General features: G+C 74.9%; 5 protein-coding genes and 3 pseudogenes. All 8 read right to left on the reverse strand.

Going from position 1 to position 25392, the window contains the following annotated elements; genetic code table 11:
- On the reverse strand, positions 1-501 hold the full coding sequence (locus tag JIX55_RS45600) for an SRPBCC family protein (protein WP_257569092.1): 501 nt from the start codon (positions 499-501) through the stop codon (positions 1-3).
- A 58-nt stretch (positions 502-559) separates the two neighbouring features.
- The gene (locus JIX55_RS51680; protein ID WP_443046763.1) at positions 560-1279 is read right to left on the reverse strand and encodes an alpha/beta fold hydrolase; all 720 of its coding nucleotides are present in this window, start codon (positions 1277-1279) and stop codon (positions 560-562) included.
- Between the two features lie 240 nt (positions 1280-1519).
- Positions 1520-2347, reverse strand: a pseudogene (locus tag JIX55_RS51685) (phosphopantetheine-binding protein); the annotation flags it as partial.
- Positions 2336-7456, reverse strand: a pseudogene (locus tag JIX55_RS45605) (type I polyketide synthase); the annotation flags it as partial. The pseudogenes JIX55_RS51685 and JIX55_RS45605, both read right to left, overlap by 12 nt.
- 21 nt (positions 7457-7477) lie before the next feature.
- Positions 7478-7540, reverse strand: a pseudogene (locus JIX55_RS51690) (polyketide synthase docking domain-containing protein); the annotation flags it as partial.
- 30 nt (positions 7541-7570) lie between these two features.
- Entirely contained in the window at positions 7571-13375 is a 5805-nt protein-coding gene (locus JIX55_RS45610) for a type I polyketide synthase (protein ID WP_257569094.1), read from the reverse strand.
- Positions 13376-13403: 28 nt separating this feature from the next.
- Positions 13404-19931 (reverse strand): type I polyketide synthase, encoded by a 6528-nt coding sequence (locus JIX55_RS45615; RefSeq protein WP_257569095.1) that lies wholly within the window; start codon positions 19929-19931, stop codon positions 13404-13406.
- A 12-nt stretch (positions 19932-19943) separates the two neighbouring features.
- Positions 19944-25340, reverse strand: coding sequence for a type I polyketide synthase (locus JIX55_RS45620; protein WP_257569096.1), 5397 nt, complete (start codon positions 25338-25340; stop codon positions 19944-19946).
- Positions 25341-25392 lie beyond the last annotated feature (52 nt).

Consider the following 25392-nt stretch of genomic DNA (forward strand, 5'->3'; position numbering starts at 1 on the left):
TCAGCGGTTGGCCGCCATATGGGCCGGCAGCCCGTCGATGTGGGAGCGGGCCGTCGGCTCCAGGACGACTCGCTTCAGCACGGGCTTCAGATACGACCACGGGCGATTCAGCTCGCCGGCCCACTGCCAGGTGAGCCGGGAGCCGTCCGGGGTGGACTCCACGACGTAGTCCTCCACGAGGTGCCGGAACATGTTGCGGGTGCTCGCGACGACGGTGAACGTCTTGCGGTGTCCCTCGTCCCAGCGGTAGAAGCGCTCGCGCAGGACGAAGCCGCCGAGCGTCTCGACCTCCCGGGTCGTGCCGACCCCGAACGGCCGGGGTGAGGTCCAGGTCAGCCGCTTCACGCCCTTCGTCCAGTGCGCCGGGCCGCTGTCGTCGGTCAGGGCCGCCCAGGTCTCCTCGGCCGGGTAGGGGACGTCGACGGAGCGCGTCAGGTAGAGGGACGCGGTGGTGAGGAGCGAGTCGTCGGCCTCTTCGACGGGGTACCAGCGGGTGGGCATCGGGGGTCGTCCTTCCGGAGTCCGCAGTCTGCGGGGGAGATGGCCAGGTCGGCGAGGGTCACCGGGTCAGGGACGCGAGGTGGGTACGGACCGCGTCGAGCGTGGTCCCGGCGTGCTCGGTGATCATCGTGAAGTGGTCGCCGGGCACGTCCACCTCGACGGGCGCGGGCCGGCCGGGCCAGTGCGCCTGCCAGCCGGACTCGGGGAACCCGGGTTCCGGCAGCGGTTCGGCCGCCCGGACCTGGAGGGCCGGGATGTCGAGGTCGGCCGGGCGCCAGCCCGCGAAGACCCGGGCGATGCCGCCCATCGCGGTCAGCACCGTGTCGTCCAGGAGGGCGGCGGCGCCTTCGGCGGGGGACTCGACCATCGAGCGGCCGATGTACTCCCCGATGCGCGGCAGTACGGGGCTGCCGGGCGCGTAGCTGTCCAGCAGGACCAGGGCCGCCGGACGCAGCTCTCGGCGCACCAGCTCCATGGCCACCGCGTTCGCGAGCCAGCCTCCGGCGGAGTGCCCGAGGAGTGCGAAGGGCGCGCCGGCCGTGCACCGTTCGACGTCGTCGGCGTGCAGCCGGACCAGCGCGTCGAGGTCCGCGGGCAGGGGTTCGCCCGCGACGAAGCCGGGCGCGGGCAGCACCCACATGTCGTGTCCGCCGCGCGCGCCGGCGGCGAGCCGGGCGTACTGATGGGCGCCGGACTTGCCCGCGAACGACGGGAAGCACACGAGTGCGGGTCCGTCACCGCCACGCGTGAGCCGCACCGGCGCGGGCCGCCGTACCATCCCGGTCTCGATGTCCGCCGTGTCGAACGTCTCCCGGAACCGGGCGGTGTCCTCCAGGAAGGTGGTGAACTCGGCGAAGCGACCGTCCTTCGCCGCCCGTGCGGCCAGCGAGGCGAGGACGCCCGCACCGGTGGACTCCGGACCGGCCGTCTCGGTCGTGCCGGCCGGGGAGTCCCCGGACTGGTCGCCCGGCGGGGGAAGCAGCGACGCGGTGACCAGCAGCGTGTGGAGGTGGGCGGCGAACCCGTCGAGCGTGGGGTGCTCGAAGAGGACCGTGGAAGGGAGCTGCGCTCCGGTGGCCGTCTGGAGGTGGGCGCGGATCTCGGCGGCCATGACGGACTCGATGCCCAGCTCCGGGAGGCTGAGCGCCTCCTCGACCTCGGTGGTGTCGGTGTGGCCGAGGGCCGTGGCGACCTGCTGGGCGACCAGGGTGCGCAGGACGTCCGCGCGGGCGTCGGCCGTGAGCGGCGCCAGGTGTTGGCGCAGCCGCGTCGCCGCGTCGTCGGCCGACCTCTCCTCGCCCGCGTCGCCGGCCGTCGCGCCCGCCGCCGGGAGCGTGCCGTCCGGCCAGAAACGGCGGCTCTGGAACGCGTACGTGGGGAGGTCCACATGGGTACCGGCCGGGACGTCCAGGACGGCGGACCAGTCGACCCGCACCCCGCGGACGTGCAGCCCGGCCAGCGCTTCGAGCGCGCCGTGCTGCTCAGGGTGGTCGCGCCGCAGCAGCGGCACCGCCTCGACGGCCGGGCCCGGGCGTTCGGCCGCCACGTCCTCGACGAGCGCCGTCAGCACACCGCCCGCGCCGGGCTCGACCACGGTCGCGACCCCGGCGTCCAGCAGGGCGCCCACAACGTCGCGGGCACCGGCTTCCTCGCGCAGCTGGCGCACCCAGTACTCGGCCGTGCTCGCCTCCTCGGCCGTGCCGCTCGACAGCAGGGCGATGCGCGGCGGCTGGAAGGCCAGTGTGCTCGCCAGCCGGCCGAACTCCGCCAGGGCGCCGTCGGTCAGGGCCGGACGGGATTCCCGCGACGACCGCTGCCGCTCGTCCTTGCCGGACGCCGCCCGCATCAGCCGCCCGCGCGCCGCCACCAGCCGGCAGGCGTCCTCGGCCGACAGCACGCCCGCCGCGTACGCGGCCGTCAGCTCGCCGACCGCGTGGCCGCCCAGCACGTCCGGTACCACGTCCCAGGACTGGAGCAGCCAGAAGGACGCGGCGCCGACGGCGAACAGAGCGGCCTGGGTGTACTCGGTCTCGTCCAGCAGGGCCGCCCGCGGGGTGTCGGCCTCGGCGAACAGCACCTCGCGCAGCCCGGGCCGGGCCGTGTCGCCCTCGGGGTTCAGCTCGCGGTCCAGCGCCTCGCACAGTTCGTCCAGCGCCCGCGCGAAGACCGGGTGCCGCTCGTACAACTCCCGGCCCATGCGGGGGAACTGGCTGCCCTCGCCGGGGAAGAGGAATCCGAGGCGTCCGGTGGCGGGCGTACCGCGCACCAGGCCGGGGGCCGACGCGCCCGACGCCAGGGCCGCGAGACCCGCCTCGAAGGCCGCCCGGCCGGTGCCGACGACCACCGCGCGGTGCGGCAGTGCGGCACGGGTGAGGGCCAGGGTGCCGGCCACGGCCGCCAGGTCCGTCCCGGGCCGCGCGGCCAGGTGTTCGTGCAGGCGCTCCGCCTGCGCCCGCAGGGCCGCCGCGCTGTGCGCCGACAGCAGCCACGGCAGGGTCCCCGGCGCTGTCGCGGACACCTCGGCCTGCGGTGTCCCCGGCCCCGTCGTGGACGCCTCGGCCTGCGGGAGCCCGACCTCCTGGGAAGGCTGCTCCGGAGTCTCCTGGGACGGCTGCTCCAGGATCACGTGCGCGTTCGTCCCGCTGATGCCGAACGCCGACACACCGGCGCGCCGCGGACCCCCGGTCTCCGGCCACGGGACCGCCTCGGACAGCAGCTCCATGGCACCCGCGGACCAGTCCACGTGCGGGGTCGGCTCGGTCAGATGCAGCATGCACGGCAGCACGCCGTGCTCCATCGCCTTCACCATCTTGATCACACCGGCCACACCGGCGGCGGCGGCCGTGTGCCCGATGTTGGACTTCACCGAGCCCACCCACAGCGGCCGGTCGGCGGCCCGGTCCTGCCCGTAGGTCTCCAGGAGCGCCTGTGCCTCGATCGGATCGCCGAGCGTGGTGCCGGTGCCGTGCGCCTCCACGGCGTCGACGTCGGCGGGGACGAGACCGGCGTTGGCGAGGGCCTGACGGATGACGCGTTGCTGGGAGGGGCCGTTGGGCGCGGACAGCCCGTTGCTCGCCCCGTCCTGGTTGGTGGCGCTGCCGCGGAGGACGGCCAGCACACGATGCCCCTTGCGCCGGGCGTCCGACAACCGCTCCAGCAGCAGCAGACCGATGCCCTCACCCCAGCTCGTACCGTCGGCGTCGGCCGAGAACGGCTTGCACCGGCCGTCCGGGGACAGTCCGCGCGTCCGGCTGAAGCCGATGAACGCCTCCGGCGTCGACAGCACGGTGGCACCGCCGGCCAGCGCCATCTCGCACTCGCCCGCCCGCAGCGACTGCGCCGCCAGGTGCAGCGCCACCAGCGACGACGAGCACGCGGTGTCCACGGTCACCGCCGGCCCCTCCAGGCCGAAGGTGTACGAGACCCTGCCGGACAGCACGCTCGCCGCGCTGCCCGTCATCAGGAAGGCCTCGACGCCCTGCCGCGCGGACGTCCCCGCCACCAGTTGCGGATAGTCCTGCCCGCTGATGCCCGCGAAAACGCCGGTACGGCTGCCGCGCAGGGTGGTCGGATCGATGCCGGCGCGCTCGAACAGCTCCCAGGAGGTCTCCAGGAGCAGCCGCTGCTGCGGGTCCATGGCGAGGGCCTCACGCGGGCTGATCCCGAAGAACGCCGCGTCGAAGCGGTCGGCGTCGTCGATGAAGCCGGCCTCGCGGGTGTACGTGTGGCCGACGCGCTCCGGGTCGGGGTCGTAGACCGACTCCACGTCCCAGCCGCGGTCCTTGGGGAAGAAGGAGATCGCGTCGGTGCCGTCCGCGACCAGCCGCCACAGGTCCTCAGGTCCCCGTACGCCTCCGGGATAGCGGCAGGCCATCGCGACGATCGCGATCGGGTCGCCGTCCACGGACGCGTCGGCGTGTGCCACCGCAGCACGGTCCCGGGTGCCGGAGAGCCGGTCGAGCAGATGCCCGGCGAGGGCCTGCGGTGTCGGGTAGTCGAAGACGACGGACGCCGACAGACGGGCGCCGGTCGCGGCGCGCAGCCGGTTGCGCAGTTCCACCGCGGTCATCGAGGCGTAGCCGAGGTCGTTGAAGGTGCGGTCGGGCGCTACGGGAGCCTCATTGCCCAGCACGGCCGTGGCCTGGTCCACCACCAGGTCCAGCACCAGCTGCTTCCGGTCGGCCTCGGGCAGTCCGGCCAGCCGACGCGCCAGGTCCATGCCCTCGGCGTCGCCCTCGGACTCCTGGCCGGCACCCGCCGACGCGAACGCGGGGACCGCGCCCAGGTGCGCGGGGACGATGTCAGCCGGCCGGGCGTCCACCCAGTAGCGCTTGCGCTGGAAGGGATAGGCCGGCAGGTCCAGGACCCGGCTGGGCGGTGTCGTGAACCCGCTCCAGTCGACGGGGAGGCCATGGGTGTGGGCCTGGGCGGCGGACATGAGGACACGGGGCCAGCCGCCCTCGTCGCGGCGGAGGGTGCCGGTGACGAAGATGTCCCGTTCCGCCTCCTCGGCGTTGGCCTCCAGGGCGAGGGTGAGGACGGGGTGGGGGCTGCACTCGATGAACGCCGTGTGGCCCTCCGCGAACGCCGTGCGCACCGCGTCGATGAGGCGGACGGGCCGGCGCAGGTTCGCGTACCAGTAGTCGGCGTCGAGCCCGGCCGTGTCGATGAGTTCGCCGGTGACCGTCGAGTAGAACGGGACCGTACTCGAACGGGGCGTGACGCCCGACAGGGCCCGGACGAGGTCGTCCCTGACCGGTTCGACGTACGGGGAGTGGGAGGCGTAGTCGGCGTCGACGCGGCGGGCGCGGATCTCCTTCTCCTCGCAGAGGGCGACGAGTTCGTCGAGGTCCCGCGGCTCTCCGGCGACGACGGTGGCCGCGGGGCCGTTGAGGACGGCGACGGACATCCGCCCCTGCCAGGGCGCGATCAGCTCCTCGGCCCGCTCCTCGGACACGGCCAGGGAGACCAGACCCCCCTGTCCGGAGCAGGCGAGCAGGACCTGGCTGCGCAGCGCGACGATCCTGGCGGCGTCCTCCAGGGGCAGTGCCCCGGCGACGACGGCTGCGGCGATCTCGCCCTGGGAGTGGCCGATGACGGCGGCGGGTTCGATGCCGAGGGAGCGCCACAGGGCGGCGAGGGAGACCATCACCGAGAACAGGGCGGGCTGCACGACGTCGGAACGGGAGATCCGCTTCCCGCCGCACAAAAGCTCGGTGAGGGACCAGTCGACGTACGGGGCGAGGGCGGCCTCGCAGTCGGCGATGGACCGGGCGAACACCTCGGAGGTCTTCAGCAGTTCGGTGGCCATGCCGACCCACTGCGAGCCCTGGCCCGGGAAGACGAACACCGGACGCTCGTACGCACCCTGCCCGGTGATGACGCCGGGAGCCGCGGCACCGGTGGCCAGCGCCTCGAGTCCGGCCAGGAGTTCGTCGCGGTCGGTGCCGAGGACCAGCGCGCGGTGGTCGAGAGCGGCTCGCTGGGTGAGGAGGGCGTGTGCGACCTCGCGTACGTCCGGCAGGTCGTCGAGGCGCGCGGCCAGGCGCTCGGCCCGGGCGCGGAGCGCGGTGGTGTCACGTGCGGAGAGGGCGAGAGGGACGATCGGCGCGATGGGCGGAGCGGGCTCGTCCGCTGTCTCCGGAATCCCGACGGGCGCCTGCTCCAGCACCACATGCGCGTTGGTGCCGCTGACGCCGAAGGAGGAGACGGCGGCGCGCCGGGGCCGGTCCGTGGTCGGCCACTCGCGCTGCTCGGTGAGCAGTTCCACCTTGCCCGCCGACCAGTCCACGTGCGGGGTGGGCGCGTCGATGTGGAGGGTCCTGGGCAGGATGCCGTGGCGTATCGCCATGATCATCTTGATGACGCCGCCGACACCGGCGGCGGCCTGCGTGTGCCCGACGTTGGACTTGAACGAGCCCAGCCACAAAGGCTCTTCGCGGTCCTGGCCGTACGTGGCGAGCAGCGCCTGCGCCTCGATCGGGTCGCCGAGCGTGGTGCCGGTGCCGTGCGCCTCCACCGCGTCCACGTCGGCGGGGGCGAGGCGGGCGTTGGCGAGGGCCTGCTGGATGACGCGCTGCTGGGAAGGCCCGCTGGGAGCGGTCAGGCCGTTGGAGGCACCGTCCTGGTTGACGGCGCTGCCTCGTACGACGGCCAGCACCCGGTGCCCGTTCCGGCGCGCGTCCGACAGACGTTCCAGTACGAGGACACCGGCGCCCTCACTGAAGCCCGTACCGTCCGCGGCGGCGGCGAAGGCCTTGCAGCGGCCGTCGGACGACACGCCGCGCTGGCGCGCCGTCGCGGTGAACATGCCGGGTCCGGCCATCACGGTCGCCCCGCCGGCCAGGGCCAGTTCGCTCTCGCCGCGCCGCAGCGACTGAACGGCCACGTGCAGGGCGGCCAGCGACGCCGAGCACGCCGTGTCGACGGTGAGAGCCGGGCCCTCAAGGCCGAAGAAGTACGACAGCCGTCCCGACAGGACGCTCGCGGCGAGGCCGCCGATCAGATAGCCCTCCAGCTCGGGGGCGCGCCGCACCAGCGCCGAGTAGTCCTGCTGGCCGGTGCCCATGAACACGCCCGTGCGGCTGCCCCGCAGCGTCGTCGGGTCGATACCGGCGTGCTCGAACGCCTCCCACGCGGTCTCCAGCAGCAGCCGCTGCTGCGGGTCCATGGCGAGGGCCTCGCGCGGGGCGATGTCGAAGAAACCGGCGTCGAAGTGGCCGGCCTCGTCGAGGAAGCCGCCCTCGCGGTTGTACGTCGTCCCCGGCACGTCGGGGTCCGGATCGTACAGCGACTCGAGGTCCCAGCCCCGGTCGGTCGGGAAGGAAGACATCGCGTCCCGGCCCTCCAGGACCAGCCGCCACAGCCCGTCCGCCGACTCCACACCGCCGGGGTACCGGCACGCCATGCCGACGACGGCGATCGGCTCGCCCTCGACGGACTCCAGCTCCGTCACCCGCGCGCGGGTCTGCCGGAGATCGGCCGTCACCTTCTTGAGGAAGTAACGGAGCTTGTCCTCGGTGGTCTCGCTGCTCGCCACGGTGGCGCTCTCCTCTCTGCTACGCACGGGTCAGGAGATCCCGAGTTCGTTGGTGATGAAGTCGAAGACCTCGTCGTCGTCGGCCGAGTCGAGGTGCAACGCCGCTGTCGCCGGCGGTGTGTCGGTGTTCGCCTCCGGTGGCGGGCCCCAGTCGGCGACGACCGCACGCAGCCGCGCGGCGATCCGGGCGCGGTCGGGGTGATCGGCCGCGACGCCGGCCAGGGAACGCTCCAGCCGGTCGAGTTCGGCCAGCACCGGCTCGGCCGACGGCACGTCGTCCCGCGGCAGCGCGCCGTCCACGTACCGGGCGAGAGCCTGTGCCGTCGGATGGTCGAAGACGAGGGTCGCGGGCAGCCGGAGCCCGGTGCCGGCGCCCAGCCGGTTGCGCAGCTCCACGGCCGTCAGCGAGTCGAAGCCCAGGTCGCTGAAGGCGCGCCCCGGTGCGACGGCGGAGCCGCCGGAGTGCCCGAGCACTTCGGCGACCGTGCGGCGCACCACATCGAGCAGGATCCGCTCCCGCTCCCGCGCGTCGACTCCGACGAGCCGTCGCCGCAGTTCGCCGGAGGCGTCCTCCCGTGCCGGTGCCCCGGCCGCTGCCGCCGGGGCCGAGGTGCGCACCAGCCCGCGCAGCAGCGCGGGAACGGAGTCGCCCGCGCCGCGCAGCGCGGCCGTGTCGAGGCGGACCGGCAACAGGGTGCGCGGCTGTGTCCCGTTTCCGGCGTGCGGGGCCGTCAGGACCGTGTCGAACAGTGCCAGTCCGTCCTCGGGAGACAGCGCGAGGACACCGGAGCGCCGCATGCGCCGCACAGCCGTGTCGTCCAGCCGGGCCGCCATGCCCGCGTCCCACGCGCCCCAGGCCAGGGAGACGGCCGGCAGCCCCAGGGACGCGCGGTGCTGCGCGAGGGCGTCGAGGAAGGCGTTGGCGGCCGCGTAGGAACTCTGGCCCGGGGCACCGAGCGTGGCCGTGGCGGAGGAGAACAGGACGAAGGCGGCCAGGTCCATGTCCCGGGTCAGTTCGTGCAGATGCCAGGCCGCGTCGAGCTTCGGGCGCAGCACGGCGTCCACGGTTTCGGGGCTCGGAGCGGCGAGCACGCCGTCGTCGACGACACCCGCCGCGTGGATCACCGCGGTCAGCGGGTGCGCGGCGGTAATCCGGTCCAGTACGGCCGACAGCGCGTCGCGGTCGGCCGCGTCGCACGCCTCCACGGTCACCTCCGCGCCCAGCGCGCCCAGCGCGTCGGCCAGCTCCCGGGCCCCGGCGGCGCGCGACCCGCCGCGACTCAGCAGGACCAGCCGGCGCACACCGTGTTCCGTCACGAGACGGCGGGCGACGAGGCCGCCGAGGGCGCCCGTGCCGCCCGTGACGAGGACCGTGCCTTCGGGACCGAGCCCCGTGACCGGTGCCGGACCGTCCGGGGCCGCCGCCCGGGTGCGCACGAGCCGAGGCGTCAGCAGCGTGCCGTCCCGCAGCGCGAGCTGCGGTTCGCCGGAGCCGAGCGCCGCGCGCCACAGGTCGCCGTCCCGCGCCGGGGCCCCGTCCACGTCCAGCAGGACGAACCGGTCGGGGTGTTCGGCCTGGGCGGCCCGCGTGAGCCCCCACACCAGCGCCTGCCGCAGCCCCCGTACGTCGTCGTCGGCGTCGACGGCCACCGCGTCCCGGGTCAGCACGACCAGCCGTGCCCCGGCGAGCCGTTCGTCCGCCGCCCAGGTCACGAGCACGGACCGCACCGCACGCTCGACGGCCCGAGCGGCCGCCGGGACGTCCGCGTCGGCGGGCACCGCCGCCGCGCAGTCCCACACCACCGCGCCGGGCACCGGCCGGCCGGCCGCCACGGCCGCCCCCAGCGCCGCCACGTCGGCGAACGTCTCGGCCGCCGGGCCGTCCGGCAGCGTGCCGTCGCCCATGGCGACGACATCCCGGACCGTCCCGGCGACGCCGGCGGCGGCCGGCGGCTGCCACGCGACGTGGAAGAGGCCGTCCGCGTGCCGGTGCCGGGAGGCGGCCCGCAACTGCTCGACGGAGACCGGCCGGATCCGCAGAGAGTCCACGGAGACCACCGGCGCACCGTCCGCGTCCGTCACCAGCACCGCCAGCCCGTCGTCGCCGGCCGGCGACAGACGCACCCGCAACGCCGCGGCGCGGGTGCGGTGCAGCCGTACGCCCTGCCAGGCGAACGGCAGCCGCACCTGGTCGCCGGTGGTGCCGACCAGGGCCGTGTGCAGGGCGGCGTCCAGCAGCGCGGGGTGTACGCCGTAGTGGGCCGCCTCCGCCCGGAAGGGTTCCGGCAACTCCACCTCGCCGAAGAGGTCCTGGCCCGAGCGCCACATCGTGCGCAGCCCCTGGAAGGACCTCCCGTACGTGAAGCCGGCGCGGGCGACCGAGTCGTAGAAGCCGGTGAGGTCCACCGGCTCGGCACCGGCGGGCGGCCACGCGCCCGTCGGGCCGCTGTCGGCCGGAGCCTCGGTGCCGGCATCCGACAGCACACCGTCGGCATGGCGCGTCCAGGGCGGCGCGGCGGCCTTGCCCTCCGCGGGTGCCGCGGACGCCGGCCGGGAGGCCACGGTGAACCGTCGGCGTCCGCCGCCGTCGTCCGGTCCGACGGTGAGCCGGATGTGGACCGCGTCGTCCTCGCCGAGAATCAGCGGGCTCTCCTGGACCAGCTCCTCCACCGTGCCGCAGCCGGCCAACCCGCCTGAGTGCAGGGCGAGTTCGAGGTACGCGGTGCCCGGGACCACGGTCGAGCCCAGCACCACGTGGTCGGCGAGCCAGCCCGGCGTACGGGAGGACAGCCGGCCGGTGAGGACCAGCCCGCCGTCGTCCGCCGGGGCGAGCACGGCACCGAGCAGCGGGTGCCCGGCCGGGTCCAGCCCCAGATCGCCCGGCTCGGCCGGCGCGGCCGGTCCGTCTGCGGAGGCGGACAGCCAGTAGCGCTCGCCCTGGAAGGCGTACGTCGGCAGCTCCAGCGGCAGGTGCCGCCCGGCCCCGGCCCCGGTGGCCGTGAGGTGCGCCCGCCAGTCCACGGTGACGCCCCGGACATGCGCCTCGGCCACGGCGGTGAGGACCGTGCGGACCTCGGAGCGGTTGCGGCGCAGCAGCGGCAGCGCGAGGACGTCGGCGCACTCCTCCTGGGGCAGTACGGCGGCGGCGCCCTCGCGGGTCATCGCGGAGAGCACCCCGTCCGGCCCCAGCTCCAGGAACGTGCGCACCCCGAGGCCCAGGAGCGTGCGCACGCCGTCGTGGAAACGCACCGCCTGGCGGACGTGCCGCACCCAGTAGTCGGCGGAGCGGATCTCCGCCGCCGTCACCAGGCGGCCGGTGACGTTCGAGACGACGGGGATCTGCGGCTCGCGCGGGGTCAGCGACGACAGGACCGTGCGGAAGGCGTCCAGCATGCCGTCCATGCGCGGCGAGTGGAACGCGTGGCTCACGGCCAGTTCCTTCGCCCGCCGTCCCCGGGCGCGCAGCGTTTCGGCCACCGTGCGCACCACGCCCTCGTCACCCGACACGACCACGGAGGCCGGGCCGTTGACCGCGGCGATGCCGGCCAGGTCGGTGTGGCCCGTGAGCAGTTCGGCGATCTCGTCCTCGGTGGCCTGGACGGCTGCCATCAGCCCGCCGGACGGCAGTTCCTGCATGAGCCGGCCGCGGGCCGCCACCGCGGTGACCGCGTCGTCGAGCGAGAAGACGCCCGCGACATGCGCGGCGGCCAGCTCGCCGACGGAGTGGCCCAGCAGATGGCCGGGGCGCAGCCCCCAGGACTCGACCAGCCGGTACAGGCTCACTTCGATGGCGAACAGCGCTGCCTGCGTCCACCGCGTACGGTTCAGCGGCGCCGCCTGCTCCGACCCCTCGTCGGCGAACAGCACCTCGCGCAGCCGCAGGTCCGCCCGCTCGGCGAACAGCGCGCAGATCCGGTCCAGGGACTCGGCGAACACCGGCTGGGCGGCGTACAACTCCCGGCCCATGGCGGCCCGTTGGGCGCCCTGGCCGGTGAACAGGAACGCCGGTCCGCCGCCGGGTGCCGCCGTGCCGGTGATGACCCGGCCGGGCTCGGCCGGACCGGCGCCGCGCAGCGCGTCCAGCCCCGCGAGCAGGTCGTCCCGACCGGTACCGACGATCACGGCCCGATGGGCGAGGCTCGCCCGCGCGGCGGCCAGCGGCAGGGCGAGCGCGGCCGGATCGAGGTCCGGGTGCGCGACGACCGCGTCGTGCAGCCGCTCGGCCTGGGCACGCAGGGCCCGCGGGTCGGCGGCGGACAACTGCCAGGGGACGAGCGCCGGGACGACGGGACCGGTCTCCTCGCCGGACGTGCCCTGCTCGTCGGCTTCCGAGGCGGTGTACTCCTCGGCGTACTCGTCGGCCTGCTCCAGGATGACGTGCGCGTTGGTGCCGCTGATCCCGAAGGACGACACCGCCGCGCGACGGGGCCGGCCCGCCACCGGCCACTCCCGCCGCTCGGACAGCAGCCGCACGGCCCCGCTCGACCAGTCGACGTGCGGGGTCGGCTCGTCCACGTGCAGGGTCGCGGGCAGGACGCCGTGCCGCATCGCCAGCACCGTCTTGATGACTCCGGCGACACCGGCCGCGTGCGAGGTGTGCCCGATGTTGGACTTCACCGAGCCCAGCCACAGCGGCTCCGCCCGGTTCTGCCCGTACGTGGCGAGCAGCGCCCGCGCCTCGATCGGGTCGCCCAGCCTCGTGCCGGTGCCGTGCGCCTCCACCGCGTCCACGTCGGCCGGGGTCAGGCGCGCGTCGGCGAGGGCCGCCCGGATCACCCGCTGCTGGGCGGGTCCGCTGGGCGCGGTCAGGCCGTTGGAGGCGCCGTCCTGGTTGACGGCGCTGCCGCGCATCACGGCCAGCACCCGGTGCCCGTGCCGCCGCGCGTCCGACAGCCGCTCCACCAGCAGCACCCCGACGCCCTCGCCCCAGGTCGTGCCGTCCGCGGCGGCGGCGAACGCCTTGACGCGGCCGTCGGGCGCGAGCCCGCGCTGCCTGTTGAACTCCACGAACAGAAAGGGCAGGGCCATCACGGACGCCCCGCCGACCAGCGCCAGCTCGCACTCGCCGTCCCGCAGCGACCGCGCCGCCAGATGCAGAGCGACCAGCGACGCCGAGCACGCCGTGTCGACGGTGATCGCCGGCCCCTCCAGCCCGAGGGTGTACGCGAGCCGGCCGGAGGCGACGCTGGTCGTCGTGCCGGTCAGCACATAGCCCTCGGTGCCCTCGGACGCGGTCCCCGTCCCGGGCCCGTAGCCGAGCTGCGCCGCACCGACGAAGACGCCCGTGCGGCTGCCGCGCAGCGACGTCGGGTCGATTCCGGCCCGCTCGACGGTCTCCCAGGACGTCTCCAGCAGCAGCCGCTGCTGCGGGTCCATGGCGAGGGCCTCACGCGGGCTGATACCGAAGAAGCCGGCGTCGAAGCGGCCGGCGTCCCGCAGGAACCCGCCGCCGCGCCCATGGCTGCGGCCCGGCCGGTCGGGGTCCGGGTCGTACAGCGACTCGACGTCCCAGCCGCGGTCCGACGGGAACGGCGTGATCGCGTCCCGCCCCTCGGCCAGCAGCTGCCAGTAGTCCTCGGGCGAGCACACGCCGCCCGGGAAGCGGCAGCTCATGGCGACGATGGCGATCGGCTCGTGGCGGGCCTCCACCAACTGCCGGTTCTGCTGCTGGAGGCGCTTGTTCTCCTTCACGGAGTGGCGCAGCGCCTCCATCATCCGTTCGCTCCGGTCGGTGGGACGATCGGCCCGGTCGCCGCCCGGCCCGCTCGTCCCGGCACCGTCCTCGGCCCGCGTGCCCGGCATCTCCCGCGTCACAGGGTTTCCTTCTCCGCTCATGGTCGCTCTTTCCGCAGTCCGTGCGCGGTCACTGCTCGCCCGCGCCGAGCGCCAGCCCGATGAGGTCGTCCGCGTCCAGGTCGTCGATGTCGTCGATGCCGTCCAGGTCGCCGTCCGCCGCGGGCGCCGGGCCGCCGGCCGCGTCCTCGGCCGGCCCTGCCAGCTCCAGCAGGGCCGCCAGCAGTCCGGACTCCCGCAACCGGGCCGGGGGGATCGTGGCGAGCAGTCGGCGCACGTCGTCGTCGGTGACGTCCGCCCGTGCCTGCGGCACCGGGTCGAGGTCCAGTTCGCTCAACAGGTGCTCGCCCAGGGTCGTCGCCGTCGGATGGTCGAAGATCAGCGTCGGCGGGAGCCGCAGACCGGTCGCCGTGTTCAGGCGGTTGCGCAGCTCCACCGCCGTCAGGGAGTCGAAGCCGAGCTCCTTGAACGCCTGGTCGAGGCCGATCGCCGCGCTCGTCCCGTGCCCGAGGACGAGGGCCGCCTGATCGCGCACGAGATCCAGCAGCATCCGGCCGCGCTCGGCGGCCGGGAGCACGGCCAGCCGGTCCCGCAGTCCCTGCCCGCCGGGCTGCGCACCCGCCGGGCCGGCCGCGGCCGCCACCGCCCGCCGGGCCGGGGCGCCGACCAGCTGCCGCAGCAGGGGATGGACGCTGCCCGACGCGCGGACCGCGCCGATGTCCAGCCGCATCGCCACCACCGGCGCCCGATCCGCGCTCAGCGCCGCGTCGAACAGGTCCAGCCCCTCGGCGTCGGTCAGCGCGCCCACCCCGACCCGGCGCAGCCGTGCCAGATCGTCGGCGTCCAGATGACCGGTCATCCCGCTCGCCCGCTCCCACAGGCCCCACGCCACCGACACACCGGGCAGACCCTGGGCCCTGCGCCGCTCCGCGAGGGCGTCGAGGAACACGTTGGCCGCCGCGTAGTTGCCCTGTCCGCGGGTGCCCAGCGTGCCCGACGCCGAGGAGAACAGGACGAAGGCGGCCAGATCCATGTCCCGGGTCAGCTCGTGCAGATGCCAGGCCGCGTCCACCTTGGGCCGCAGCACCGCGTCGACCCGCTCGGGCGTCAGCCTGCCGACCAACGCGTCGTCGAGGACCCCGGCCGCGTGCACGACACCGGTGAGCGGGTGCTCCCGCGGCACCTCGGCCAGGACGGCCGCGAGCGCCTCACGATCGGCACCGTCGCAGGCCGCGACGGTCACCTCCGCGCCCGCCGCGGCCAGTTCGGCACGCAGGGCGTCGGCGCCCTCGGCCGCGAGGCCACGGCGCCCGAGCAGCAGCAGATGCCGTACGCCGTGCTCGGCGACCAGCCGACGCGCCACCAGCCCGCCCAGCGCGCCCGTACCGCCGGTGACCAGCACCGTGCCGTTCGGGTCGAGCGCGGCCGGCGGCATGGTGAGCACCAGCTTGCCGACATGCCGGGCCTGGCTCATGAAGCGGAAGGCGTCCACGGCGCGCCGGATGTCCCAGGCCGACGTCGGGATCGGCCGCAGCACCCCGCCGCGGAACAGCGGCATCATCTCGGCCAGCATCCGGCCGACATGCTCGACGTCGGCCGAGACCAGGTCGTACCAGAGGTACGAGACGCCAGGGTGGTCGGCCGCGACGCGCTCCGCGTCACGGATGTCGGTCTTGCCCATCTCCAGGAACCGGCCGCCCCCGGAGGTGAGCAGCCGCAGCGACGCGTCGACGAACCCGCCCGCGAGCGAGTTCAGTACGACGTCCACCCCGCGCTCGCCGGCCGCCGCCCGGATCCGCTCCTCGAAGTCCAGCGACCTGGACGAGGCGATCCGCGTCTCGGGCACGCCCAGCGCGCGCAGCGTCTCCCACTTGGCGGGACTCGCCGTCGTGAACACCTCGGCGCCCAGATGCCGGGCCAGTTGCAGCGCGGCCAGGCCCACACCGCCGGTGGCCGCGTGGATCAGCACCGACTCACCGGCGCGCAGGCCCGCCAGATCGACCAGACCGAGGTACGCGGTCAGGAACGCGACCGGCACCGAGGCGCCCTCGGCGTACGTCCACTGCTCCGGCAGTGGCACCAGCAGCCGGTGGTCGACGACCGCGACCGGGCCGAAGGAGCCCCGGACCATGCCCATCACCCGGTCCCCGGGGGCCAGGTCCGTGACGTCCGGCGCCACCTCCAGGACCACCCCCGCGGCCTCGCCGCCCATGATGTTCTGGTCGACCACACCGAGGCCCAGCAGCACATCGCGGAAGTTGATGCCGGACGCCCGCACCGAGAGCCGCACGTGCCCCGGGGCGAGCGGCTCCGACGCCTTCGGGTACGGCAGCAGCGCGAGGTTCTCCAGCGTGCCCTTGCCCGCGGTGTCCAGCCGCCACGTCGAGCCGTCCGCCGGCGGCCGAAGCGTCCGCCCGGCCGAGGCCCGCACCAGCCCGGGCACCGACAACCGCCCGTCGCGCAGGGCGAGTTGCGGCTCACCGGACGCCAGGGCACGGCGCAGCGCGGCACGCGAGGACTCCCGCCCGTCCACATCCACCAGCACGAACCGGCCGGGGTACTCGGACCGCGCCGAGCGCAGCAGACCCCACAGGGGGGCGTGCACCAGATCCCGCGCACTCTCGCCGTCGCCCGCCGCGACAGCGCCTTGGGTGACCACGGCCAGCGTCCCCTCGGCGAACCGCTCGTCCGCCAGCCACCGCTGGACGAGGCCGAGCACGCGGTGCACCTCGGCACGTACGGCTCCGGCCGTGTCCGCCTCGGCCTGTGCCGCGGGGGGCGCGCAGGCCAGCATCACCGTCGCCGCGGGAGCGAGCGCCGCCAGAGCGTCGAGGTCGGCGCATGTCTCCAGGCCCAGGTCCAGGTCGTCCGAGCCGAGGACGATCACCCGGTCGGGCTCGGTGTCGGGGACGGGAAGGCCGGCCCAGTCCACCGCCAGCAGCGGGTCCCGATCCTCGGCGCGGGCGGCACCGAGCTGCTCCTCGCTCACCGCCCGGGTCACCAGCGACTCCACCTCGGCGACCGGAACTCCGCCCTGGTCCGCGACGGCCAGCGAGAGCCCGTCCTCGCCCCGGGAGGTGAGGCGTACACGCAGGGTGGTGGCACCGGTCGCGTACAGCGAGACGCCCGTCCACGAGAACGGCAACCGGACCGTGTCGACGCCCTCGGCGAGACCGGCGTGCAACGCCGCGTCGAGCAGGGCCGGGTGGATCCCGTAACCGCCGGCCGTGTCGTGCTGCTCCTGGGGGAGTACGACCTCGGCGAACAACTCGTCAGCACGCCGCCACAGCGCACGCAGCCCCTGGAACACCGGCCCGTAGCCGAGCCCGCTCTCGGCGAGCCGCGGGTACAGCCCGGACAGATCCACCGGCCGCGCACCGGCCGGAGGCCACTCGGCGAGGTCCCAGTCCGGCCGGGCGGCGCCCGGCGACACGAAACCGGTCGCATGGCGTTCCCAGGGCACATCGGCCGCCGCCCGCTCCGGCCGCGAGTGGACGGCCACCGGCCGCCGACCGCTGTCGTCGGCCCCGCCGACCATGACCTGAAGCCGCAGGACGCCGTCCTCGGGCAGGACGAGCGGCGCCTGGAGCGTCAGTTCCTCCAGCACCGTGCACCCGACCTGGTCGGCGGCGCGTACGGCGAGGTCCAGCAGTGCCGTTCCCGGCACGAGAGCCGTGCCCCATACGGTGTGATCGGCGAGCCACGGCTGCGCCTGCAGCGACAGCCTGCCGGTCAGCACCACCTCGTCGTCGGCGAGGGTGAGCGTGGCGCCGAGCAGGGGGTGTTCGGCGGGGTCGAGTCCGGCGGCGCGGACATCGGCGCCGGCGCTCGGCGAGGCGTCCAGCCAGTAGCTCCTGCGCTGGAAGGGGTAGGTGGGCAGGTCGGGGTCGCGGTCGCCGGTTCCGAGGAGGGCGAGCCAGTCGACGGGGAGGCCGTGGGTGTGGGCGTGGGCGGCGGAGGTGAGGAAGCGGGTCCAGCCGCCCTCGTCGCGGCGCAGGGAGCCGACGGTGAAGGCGTCGGCTCCTTCCAGGACATCGTCTACGGCGTGGGTGAGGACGGGGTGGGGGCCGCACTCGATGTAGGCGGTGTGGCCTGCGGCGCGTGCGGTGCGGAGGGCGTCGGTGAGGCGCACGGGTTGGCGGAGGTTGGTGTACCAGTAGCCGGCGTCGAGCTCGGCGGTGTCGATGAGTTCGCCGGTGACCGTGGAGTAGAAGGGGATCGTGCTCGTGCGGGGGGTGATGCCCACAAGGAGGCGGGCGAGGTCGTCCTCGATGGCCTCTACGTGCGAGGTGTGCGAGGCGTAGTCGACGTCGATCCGGCGGGCGCGGATCTCCCTCTCCTCGCAGTGGGCGAGGAGTTCGTCGAGTGCCTGTGCGGCGCCGGCGACGACGGTGGTGTGGGGGCTGTTGTGGGCGGCGACGCTGATCCGCTCGCGCCAGGGGGCGATGAGTTCGTCGGCCCGGTCGTGGGGGAGGGGGAGGGAGATCATGCCGCCGCGTCCGGCGAGCTTGAGGATGGCCCGGCTGCGCAGGGCGGCGACCTTGGCACCGTCCGCCAGGGGGAGTGCCCCGGCGACGACGGCCGCGGCGATCTCGCCCTGGGAGTGGCCGATGACGGCGGCGGGTTCGATGCCGAGGGAGCGCCACAGGGCGGCGAGGGAGACCATCACCGAGAAGAGGGCGGGCTGTACGACGTCCACCCGGGTCAACTGTTCACCGCCGCACAACAGCTCGGTGAGGGACCAGTCGACGTACGGGGCGAGGGCGGCCTCGCAGTCGGCGATGGACCGGGCGAACACCTCGGAGGTCTTCAGCAGTTCGGTGGCCATGCCGACCCACTGCGAGCCCTGGCCGGGAAAGACGAACACCGGACGTTCGAAGGCGCCCTGGCCGGAGACGACGCCGGGCGCTTCGGTTCCGGCCGCCAGCGCCCGCAGGCCGGCGAGCAGTTCGTCCCGGTCGGTGCCGAGGACCACGGCCCGGTGGCTGAACGTGGTGCGCCCCGTCAGCAGGGCGCGGGCGGTGGCGCGTACATCCGACGGGCCGTCGCCGAGATGCGCGGCCAGGCGCTCGGCCTGCGCGCGCAGCGCGGCGGTGTCGCGGGCGGAGAACACCAGCGGCACGACCGGCGCGGCAGGTTCGCCCGCCGCTTCCGGTGTCTCGTCGGGCGCCTGCTCCAGCACCACGTGCGCGTTGGTGCCACTGACACCGAAGGAGGACACGGCGGCGCGGCGGGGCCGACCCGTGGCGGGCCACTCCCGCTGCTCGGTCAGCAGCTCCACCTTGCCCGCCGACCAGTCCACGTGTGGGGTCGGCGCGTCCACGTGCAGCGTCCTGGGCAGCACGCCGTGGCGCATGGCCATGACCATCTTGATGACGCCGCCGACGCCGGCGGCGGCCTGCGCGTGCCCGATGTTGGACTTCAACGAGCCCAGCCACAGGGGCCGCCCGCGGTTCTGCCCGTACGTGGCGAGCAGCGCCTGCGCCTCGATCGGGTCGCCCAGCTTCGTGCCCGTCCCGTGCGCCTCCACCGCGTCCACGAGGTCGGGGGAGAGCCGGGCCCCGGCCAGCGCGGCCCGGATGACCCGCTGCTGGGAGGGACCGTTCGGCGCGGACAGGCTGCTCGTCGCGCCGTCCTGGTTGACCGCGGAGCCGCGGACGACGGCGAGGACCCGGTGGCCGGCCCGCCGCGCGTCCGACAGCCGTTCCACGACCAGCATGCCGGCGCCCTCGCTCCAGGTCGTGCCGTCGGCGGACGCCGCGAAGGACTTGATGCGCCCGTCGGCTGCCAGCCCGCCCAGTCGGCTGAAGCCCGCGAAGGTGACCGGCGTGGCCATCACGGTCACACCGCCCGCCAGCGCCATGGCGCACTCGCCGCGCCGTACCGCCTGCACGGCCAGGTGCAGGCCGACCAGCGACGACGAGCAGGCGGTGTCGACGGTGACCGCCGGCCCCTCCAGGCCCAGTGTGTAGGAGACCCGTCCGGAGGCGACGCTGCCCCAGTTGCCGCTGCTCAGGAAACCGGCGGCGTCCTCGTCCGCCTCGTCCGCGCGGGATGCGTAGTCGTGGTACATCAGCCCCGCGTACACGCCGACGCGGGTGCCGCGCAGCGTCGTCGGGTCGATGCCGGCGCGTTCGAACGCCTCCCACGACACCTCCAGCAGCAGCCGCTGCTGTGGGTCCATGGAGAGGGCCTCGCGCGGACTGACGCCGAAGAACGCCGGGTCGAAGTCGGCCGCACGGTCCAGGAAGCCGCCTTCCCAGGCGTGGGACGTACCGGGCAGCTCCCTGTCGGTGCCGTCGAACTCCCCGGCGGACCAGCCCCGTTCGGCCGGCACCGCGCCGATGGCGTCCCGGCCCTCCGTGACCAGCCGCCACAGCGACTCGGGGGAGTCGACGCCGCCGGGGTACCGGCAGGCCATTCCCACGATGGCGATGGGCTCGCTCTCGGCCTCCTCCAGCTCGGCCACCCGGCGCCGTGCCTCGCCCAGTTCGGCGGTGGCCCAGCGCAGGTGCTCGCGGAACTTCTCCACCTGCGACGGCGAGGCCGTCTGCGGCGAAGGCGACTGCTGCGACGGTGACGTCGATGACTGCGACACGTGAGCCCGCTCCTAAGGACGCTGGTGGTTCGACGGCGTTCCGCTGTCGGCGGAGCGCATCTGCTGGAGGACCTCGAAGAGTTCGTCGTCGGACGCCGAGGCGAGGTCCGCCGGCCGCGGTCCGTCGTCGTCCGTACCGGCGCGGTCGTCCGGTCCCGTGCCACCGGGCCAGCGGGACACGAGGTCGAGCAACCGGTGGGCGACCGTCTCCCTGGTCCGGGCGTCGGCGGTCTCGGCGAAGGAGGCCAGGAACGCCTCCAGCCGGTCCACCTCGGCCAGGGCCGACCCGGCCGAGGCTCCGTCGCCCGCCGCCCCGCCCAGCTCCGCGCACAGGTGGTCGGCGAGCGCGGCGGCGGTGGGGTGGTCGAAGATCAGAGTGCTGGGCAGATCGACGCCGGTGGCCGCGAGCAGCTTCTCCTGGAGGTCCAGGCTGCCCAGGGAGTCGACGCCCAGATCGGCGAAGCCCCGGTCCGGCTCGACGTCCTCGGCCGTCCCCTCGCCGAGCGCCATCGCCGTGTGCGTGCGGACCAGGTCGAGCAGGGCCCGCCTGCGCTCCGCCTCCGGCATCGCCCGCACCCGCTCCGCATAGGAGGACGCCGCTGCCCGGCCGGTCATCTCGGCGCCGGTGCCCGGCTGCCGCTCCGTCCCAGAAGCCGTGCCGGGAGCCGTACCCGGAGCCGCTCCGGAGCCGTCCACCAGCGAACGCATCAGCGGCGGGAGCAGACCGGAGGCCTTCCGCTTCTTCACCTGCGCCATGTCGAGCCGCAGCGCGACGAGCACCGGCTCCTCGACCGTCCCCGTCCTCAGGCGGGCGGTGTCGAAGAGAGCGAGAGCGTCCCCCGTGGCCAGGGCGCGCACACCGTCCCGGCCGATACGCGCCCAGTCCGCCTCCGTCAGGTCACCGGTCAGCGCGCTGCGTTCGACCCACGGCCCCCAGGCCAGCGACAGACCGGGCAGGCCCTGCGCGCGCCGGTATCCGGCGAGGGCGTCGAGGAAGACGTTCGCCGCCGCGTAGTTCGCCTGCCCGGCGGCGCCGAACGTGCCCGACATGGACGAGAACGTCACGAACTCGGCGAGGTCCAGCCCACGCGTCAACTCGTGCAGCCGCCAGGCGGCGTCCACCTTCGGCCGCAGTACGGCGCCCAGCCGGTCGCCGGTGAGCGAGGTCAGTGCCGCGTCGTCCGTCACGCCGGCGACGTGTACGACGGCGGTCAGCGGGTGCTCCTCGGGCACGCCGTCCAGCACCGCCGCCAGGGCGTCCGCATCGGCCGCGTCGCAGGCCACCACCGTGACCTCGGCCCCTTTCGCGGTCAGCTCCGCCGCCAACTCGCCTGCCCCGGGCGTCGCTTCGCCGCGCCGCCCGGTCAGGACCAGGCGCCGGGCGCCCCGGGCGACCAGATGCCGGGCCACCAGCCCGCCCAGGGTGCCGGTCCCCCCGGTGATCAGCACGGTGCCGTCGGGATCCAGGGCACGGGCCGGCGTCTCGCCGTTCCGCTCGTCGGGTGCTTCCGCGTACGGTGTTGCCGCCACCTCCGACAGGCGCGGCACCCACAGCCGCCCGTCCCGGACGGCGACCTCCGATTCCTCCCGGACGGCGGCCAGCGCCTGTGCGAACACCTCCGGCGCCGGCGCCTCGCCGTCGGCGAGGGACAACAGCCCGAACCGGCGCGGGTGCTCGGTGCGCGCGCTGCGGATCAGTCCGCGTACGGCGTCGCCGACGAGGCCGGCCTCGCCGTCCCGCTCCCGCACCACCGCCACCAGCCTGCTCGCGCCCAGCGCCGGCTCGGCGAGCCAGGACTGGAGCGTGGCCAGGACATCGCCGGTCGCCGCGCGCACGGCACCCGGGACATCCGTGACGTCGAGGTCCGCGGTGACCGGCAGCAGGCCCACGTCCGGCGCGGGTGCCCCGGCGGAGAGCGCCGAACCGAGGGCGGTGACACCGGCGTACCGGGCATCGACGGTCACCGGCAACGCGTCCGGCTCCCCGAGCGCGGCGACCACCTCGACGTCGCCCGGCAGGCCCGACCCGGAGTACGGCACCCACCGGGTGCGCAGCAGCGCGCCCGCGCCGGCCCCGCCGGCCGGTGCCCGGCCCAGGGACCTGAGGTGCAGCGCCGCCACCGATGCCACCGGCACGCCGGCCCCGTCGGCGACCTCCATGGACACCGACGCGCCGGTGCCGTCCGGGCCGGGTGCCGGACCGTCCACGAGCGCGAGCCGTACCCGCAGCACGCTCGGCCCGGCGGCACCCGTCGTCTTCACCTCGCGCCAGGCGTACGGCACCATCCGCCGCTCCAGCGCCTCGGGGTGCGCGGCGTGCCAGGCCTGGAGCGCTGCGTCGAGCAGCGCCGGGTGCAGCCCGTACCGCCCGGCCTCCGCTTGCGTCCCCTCCGGCAGGGCGACCTCGGCGAACACCTCGTCGCCGCGCCGCCACAACGCCCGCAGGCCCCGGAACGCGGGCCCGTACGCGATCCCGTGCTCCTCGGCCCGCCCGTGGAAGCCGCCGATGTCCACGCTCCGGGCGTGCGCGGGCGGCCAGGCGACCAGGTCGGACCGGCGTGCCGCCGTGTCCCCGCCGTCAGTGTCGAGGATTCCCGTCGCGTGGCGCGTCCATGGCTCGTCCGGACCGGGCCGGGAGGACAGAGTCAGGCGCCGACGGCCCGCGGCATCGGCGTCGGCCAGCCGGAGCCGGATCGCCCGGCTCGCGCGCGGATCGGCGGACAGTTCGAGCGGGCTGTGCAGGGTCAGCTCCGCCACCCGGTCGCAGCCGGCGAACGCCCCCGCCCACCGGGCCACTTCGAGCACCGCCGTGCCCGGCAACAGCACCGTGCCCGCCACCATGTGGTCGGCGAGCCACGGCTGAGTGGCCGTCGACAACCGTCCGGTGAACAACAGGCCGCCGTCCTCAGGGAGTTCCACGGTCGCACCGAGCAGCGGATGGTCCGCCGGCGCGAGCCCGGCCGCGGCCGCGTCGAGCGTGCGGGGCGCGTCGCGCAGCCAGTGCCGACGCCGCTGGAAGGCGTACGTCGGCAGGTCGGCCGGCGGGCGGCCCGCCAGGATCAGTTCGGGGAAGGCCGTGGGCCAGGCCACGGTCGTGTCGCACACGTGCAGCCGGGCCAGCTCGGGGAGCAGCCCGTCCGCACCGCTCGCCCCGCCCACCGGCGAGACGACGACCCGCGCCGTCTCCCCTTCCAGGGCCGCCGTGAGACGGGGAGCGACGGCCGAGGCGGCACCGACCTCCACGAACAGCGTATGACCGCGCGCTTTCAACGTACGTACGGCATCGTCGAGCGGGGTCGAGGACGTCCTCAGCAGTGGAATCCGGCCCGCGTCGGGTTCCACCCCGGTGCCGTGCGCCACCGCCTGCGCGCCCTCCTTGAGCGACATCGCGCCGGACACACAGGCCGCCGCGATCTCGCCGACGCCCTCACCGACCACCGCCGCCGGCTGCACGCCGTACTCCTCCCACACCCCGGCGAGCGCCACCAGCACCGCCCACCGCACGGTCGGTGCGGACCCCGGGAACGCACCGCCGCGCAGCGCGTGGTCGCCGACCTTGGCCAGCGCCCGCTGGCAGTGGGCCAGCCGCCGGGAGAACGTCGGCGAGCTCAGCACGAGCCGGGCCGCCCAGTCGATGTCCCGCGCCAGACCGTGGTCGGAGAGCACCAGCACGGTACGGCTGTCGGAGGTGACCCGGCCGTGGAACAGCCCGGGCGCCGGCCGCCCGTCAGCAAGGGCCGTCAGGCCCGCGAGCAGTCCGGCGGTGTCGGAGCCGAGGACCACCGCCCGGTGCTCGAACACCGACCGGCCTCGCGCCAGCCCGGCGCCCACCTCCGCACGCGTCAGCTCCGGATGCTCCGCCACATGGGCCGCCAGCCGCCCGGCCTGTGCCCGCAGGGCGTCGCCACTGCGCCCGGACAGCACCCACGGCACCCCGGTGGGCCAGGTCCGTATCTGGTCCGCTTCCGCCGGCGGTTCGGAATCGGCGATCCGCTCCGGCTGCTCCAGCACCACATGCGCGTTGGTGCCGCTGACGCCGAACGACGAGACGCCGGCCCGGCGCGGACGTCCCGTGTCCGGCCAGTCCCGGTCCTCGGTCAGCAGTTCGACCGCGCCTGCCGACCAGTCCACGTGCGGGCTCGGCGCGTCCACATGCAGGGTGCGCGGCAGCACGCCGTGCTCCATCGCCTTCACCATCTTGATCACGCCGGCCACACCGGCGGCGGCCTGCGGGTGCCCGATGTTCGACTTGACCGAGCCGAGCCACAGCGGCCGGCCGGCGGGGCGGTCCTGGCCGTAGGCGGCGATCAGGGCCTGTGCCTCGATGGGGTCACCCAGCTTCGTGCCGGTGCCGTGCGCCTCCACCGCGTCCACGTCGGCGGGCGCCAACCCCGCCCGCTCCAGGGCCTGCTGGATCACCCGGCGCTGCGCGGGTCCGCTGGGCGCGGTCAGTCCGCTGCTCGCACCGTCCTGGTTGACCGCGGAACCCCGGAGGACAGCGAGGATCCGCCGACCGCTGCGGCGCGCGTCCGACAGCCGCTCCAGCAGCAGCATCCCGACGCCCTCGCCGAGCGACGTGCCGTCCGCGGCGGCGGCGAACGGCTTGCACCTCGCGTCCGTGGCAAGCCCGCGCTGCCGGCTGAACTGCAACAGCCACAGCGGCGACCCGATCACCGTCACCCCGCCCGCCAGCGCCAGATCGCACTCGCCCGCCCGCATCGCCTGCGCGGCCTGGTGCAGGGCCACCAGCGACGAGGAGCAGGCCGTGTCGACGCTGATGGCCGGTCCCTCGAGGCCGAGCGTGTACGCGATCCGGCCGGACGCCACACTGCCCGTGCTGCCGTTGCCCAGGTAGCCCTCGAACTCGTTCGGGGAGTTGCGCAGCCGACCCGCGTAGTCCTGGGGGATGATGCCCGCGAACACACCGGTACGGCTGCCCCGCAGCGACGACGGGTCGATACCGGCCCGTTCGACGGCCTCCCAGGAGGTCTCCAGCAGGAGCCGCTGCTGCGGGTCGGTCGCCAGCGCCTCCCGGGTACTCATGCCGAAGAACGCCGGATCGAAGGCGGCCGGATCGTCCAGAAAGCCGCCTTCCCGGACGTAGACCGTGCCGTGCCGCGCCGGATCCGGGTCGTACAGGCCCTCGTCCCAGCCCCGGTCGGTGGGCAGCGGCGAGATGACGTCCCGGCCCTCCGCCACCAGTCGCCACAGATCCTCGGGGGACTCGACCCCGCCGGGGAAGCGACAGGCCATACCGATGATCGCGATCGGCTCGCGGGTCGATTCCTCGGTTTCCCGAAGCCGCTGCCGGGTGTCGCGGAGGTCGACGGTCAGCCGCTTCAACGTGTCGATGACCTTGCTGTCGCCGGTCGCGGCGTCGGCCGTCCCGTTCTTCGCACCGCTCGTCATAGGGCCGTGGCCTTTCGTGTTGCGTGGGGGAGCGTTCCGATGGCGTATGCGT

Source organism: Streptomyces sp. DSM 40750 (assembly GCF_024612035.1).
Taxonomy (GTDB): Bacteria; Actinomycetota; Actinomycetes; order Streptomycetales; family Streptomycetaceae; genus Streptomyces.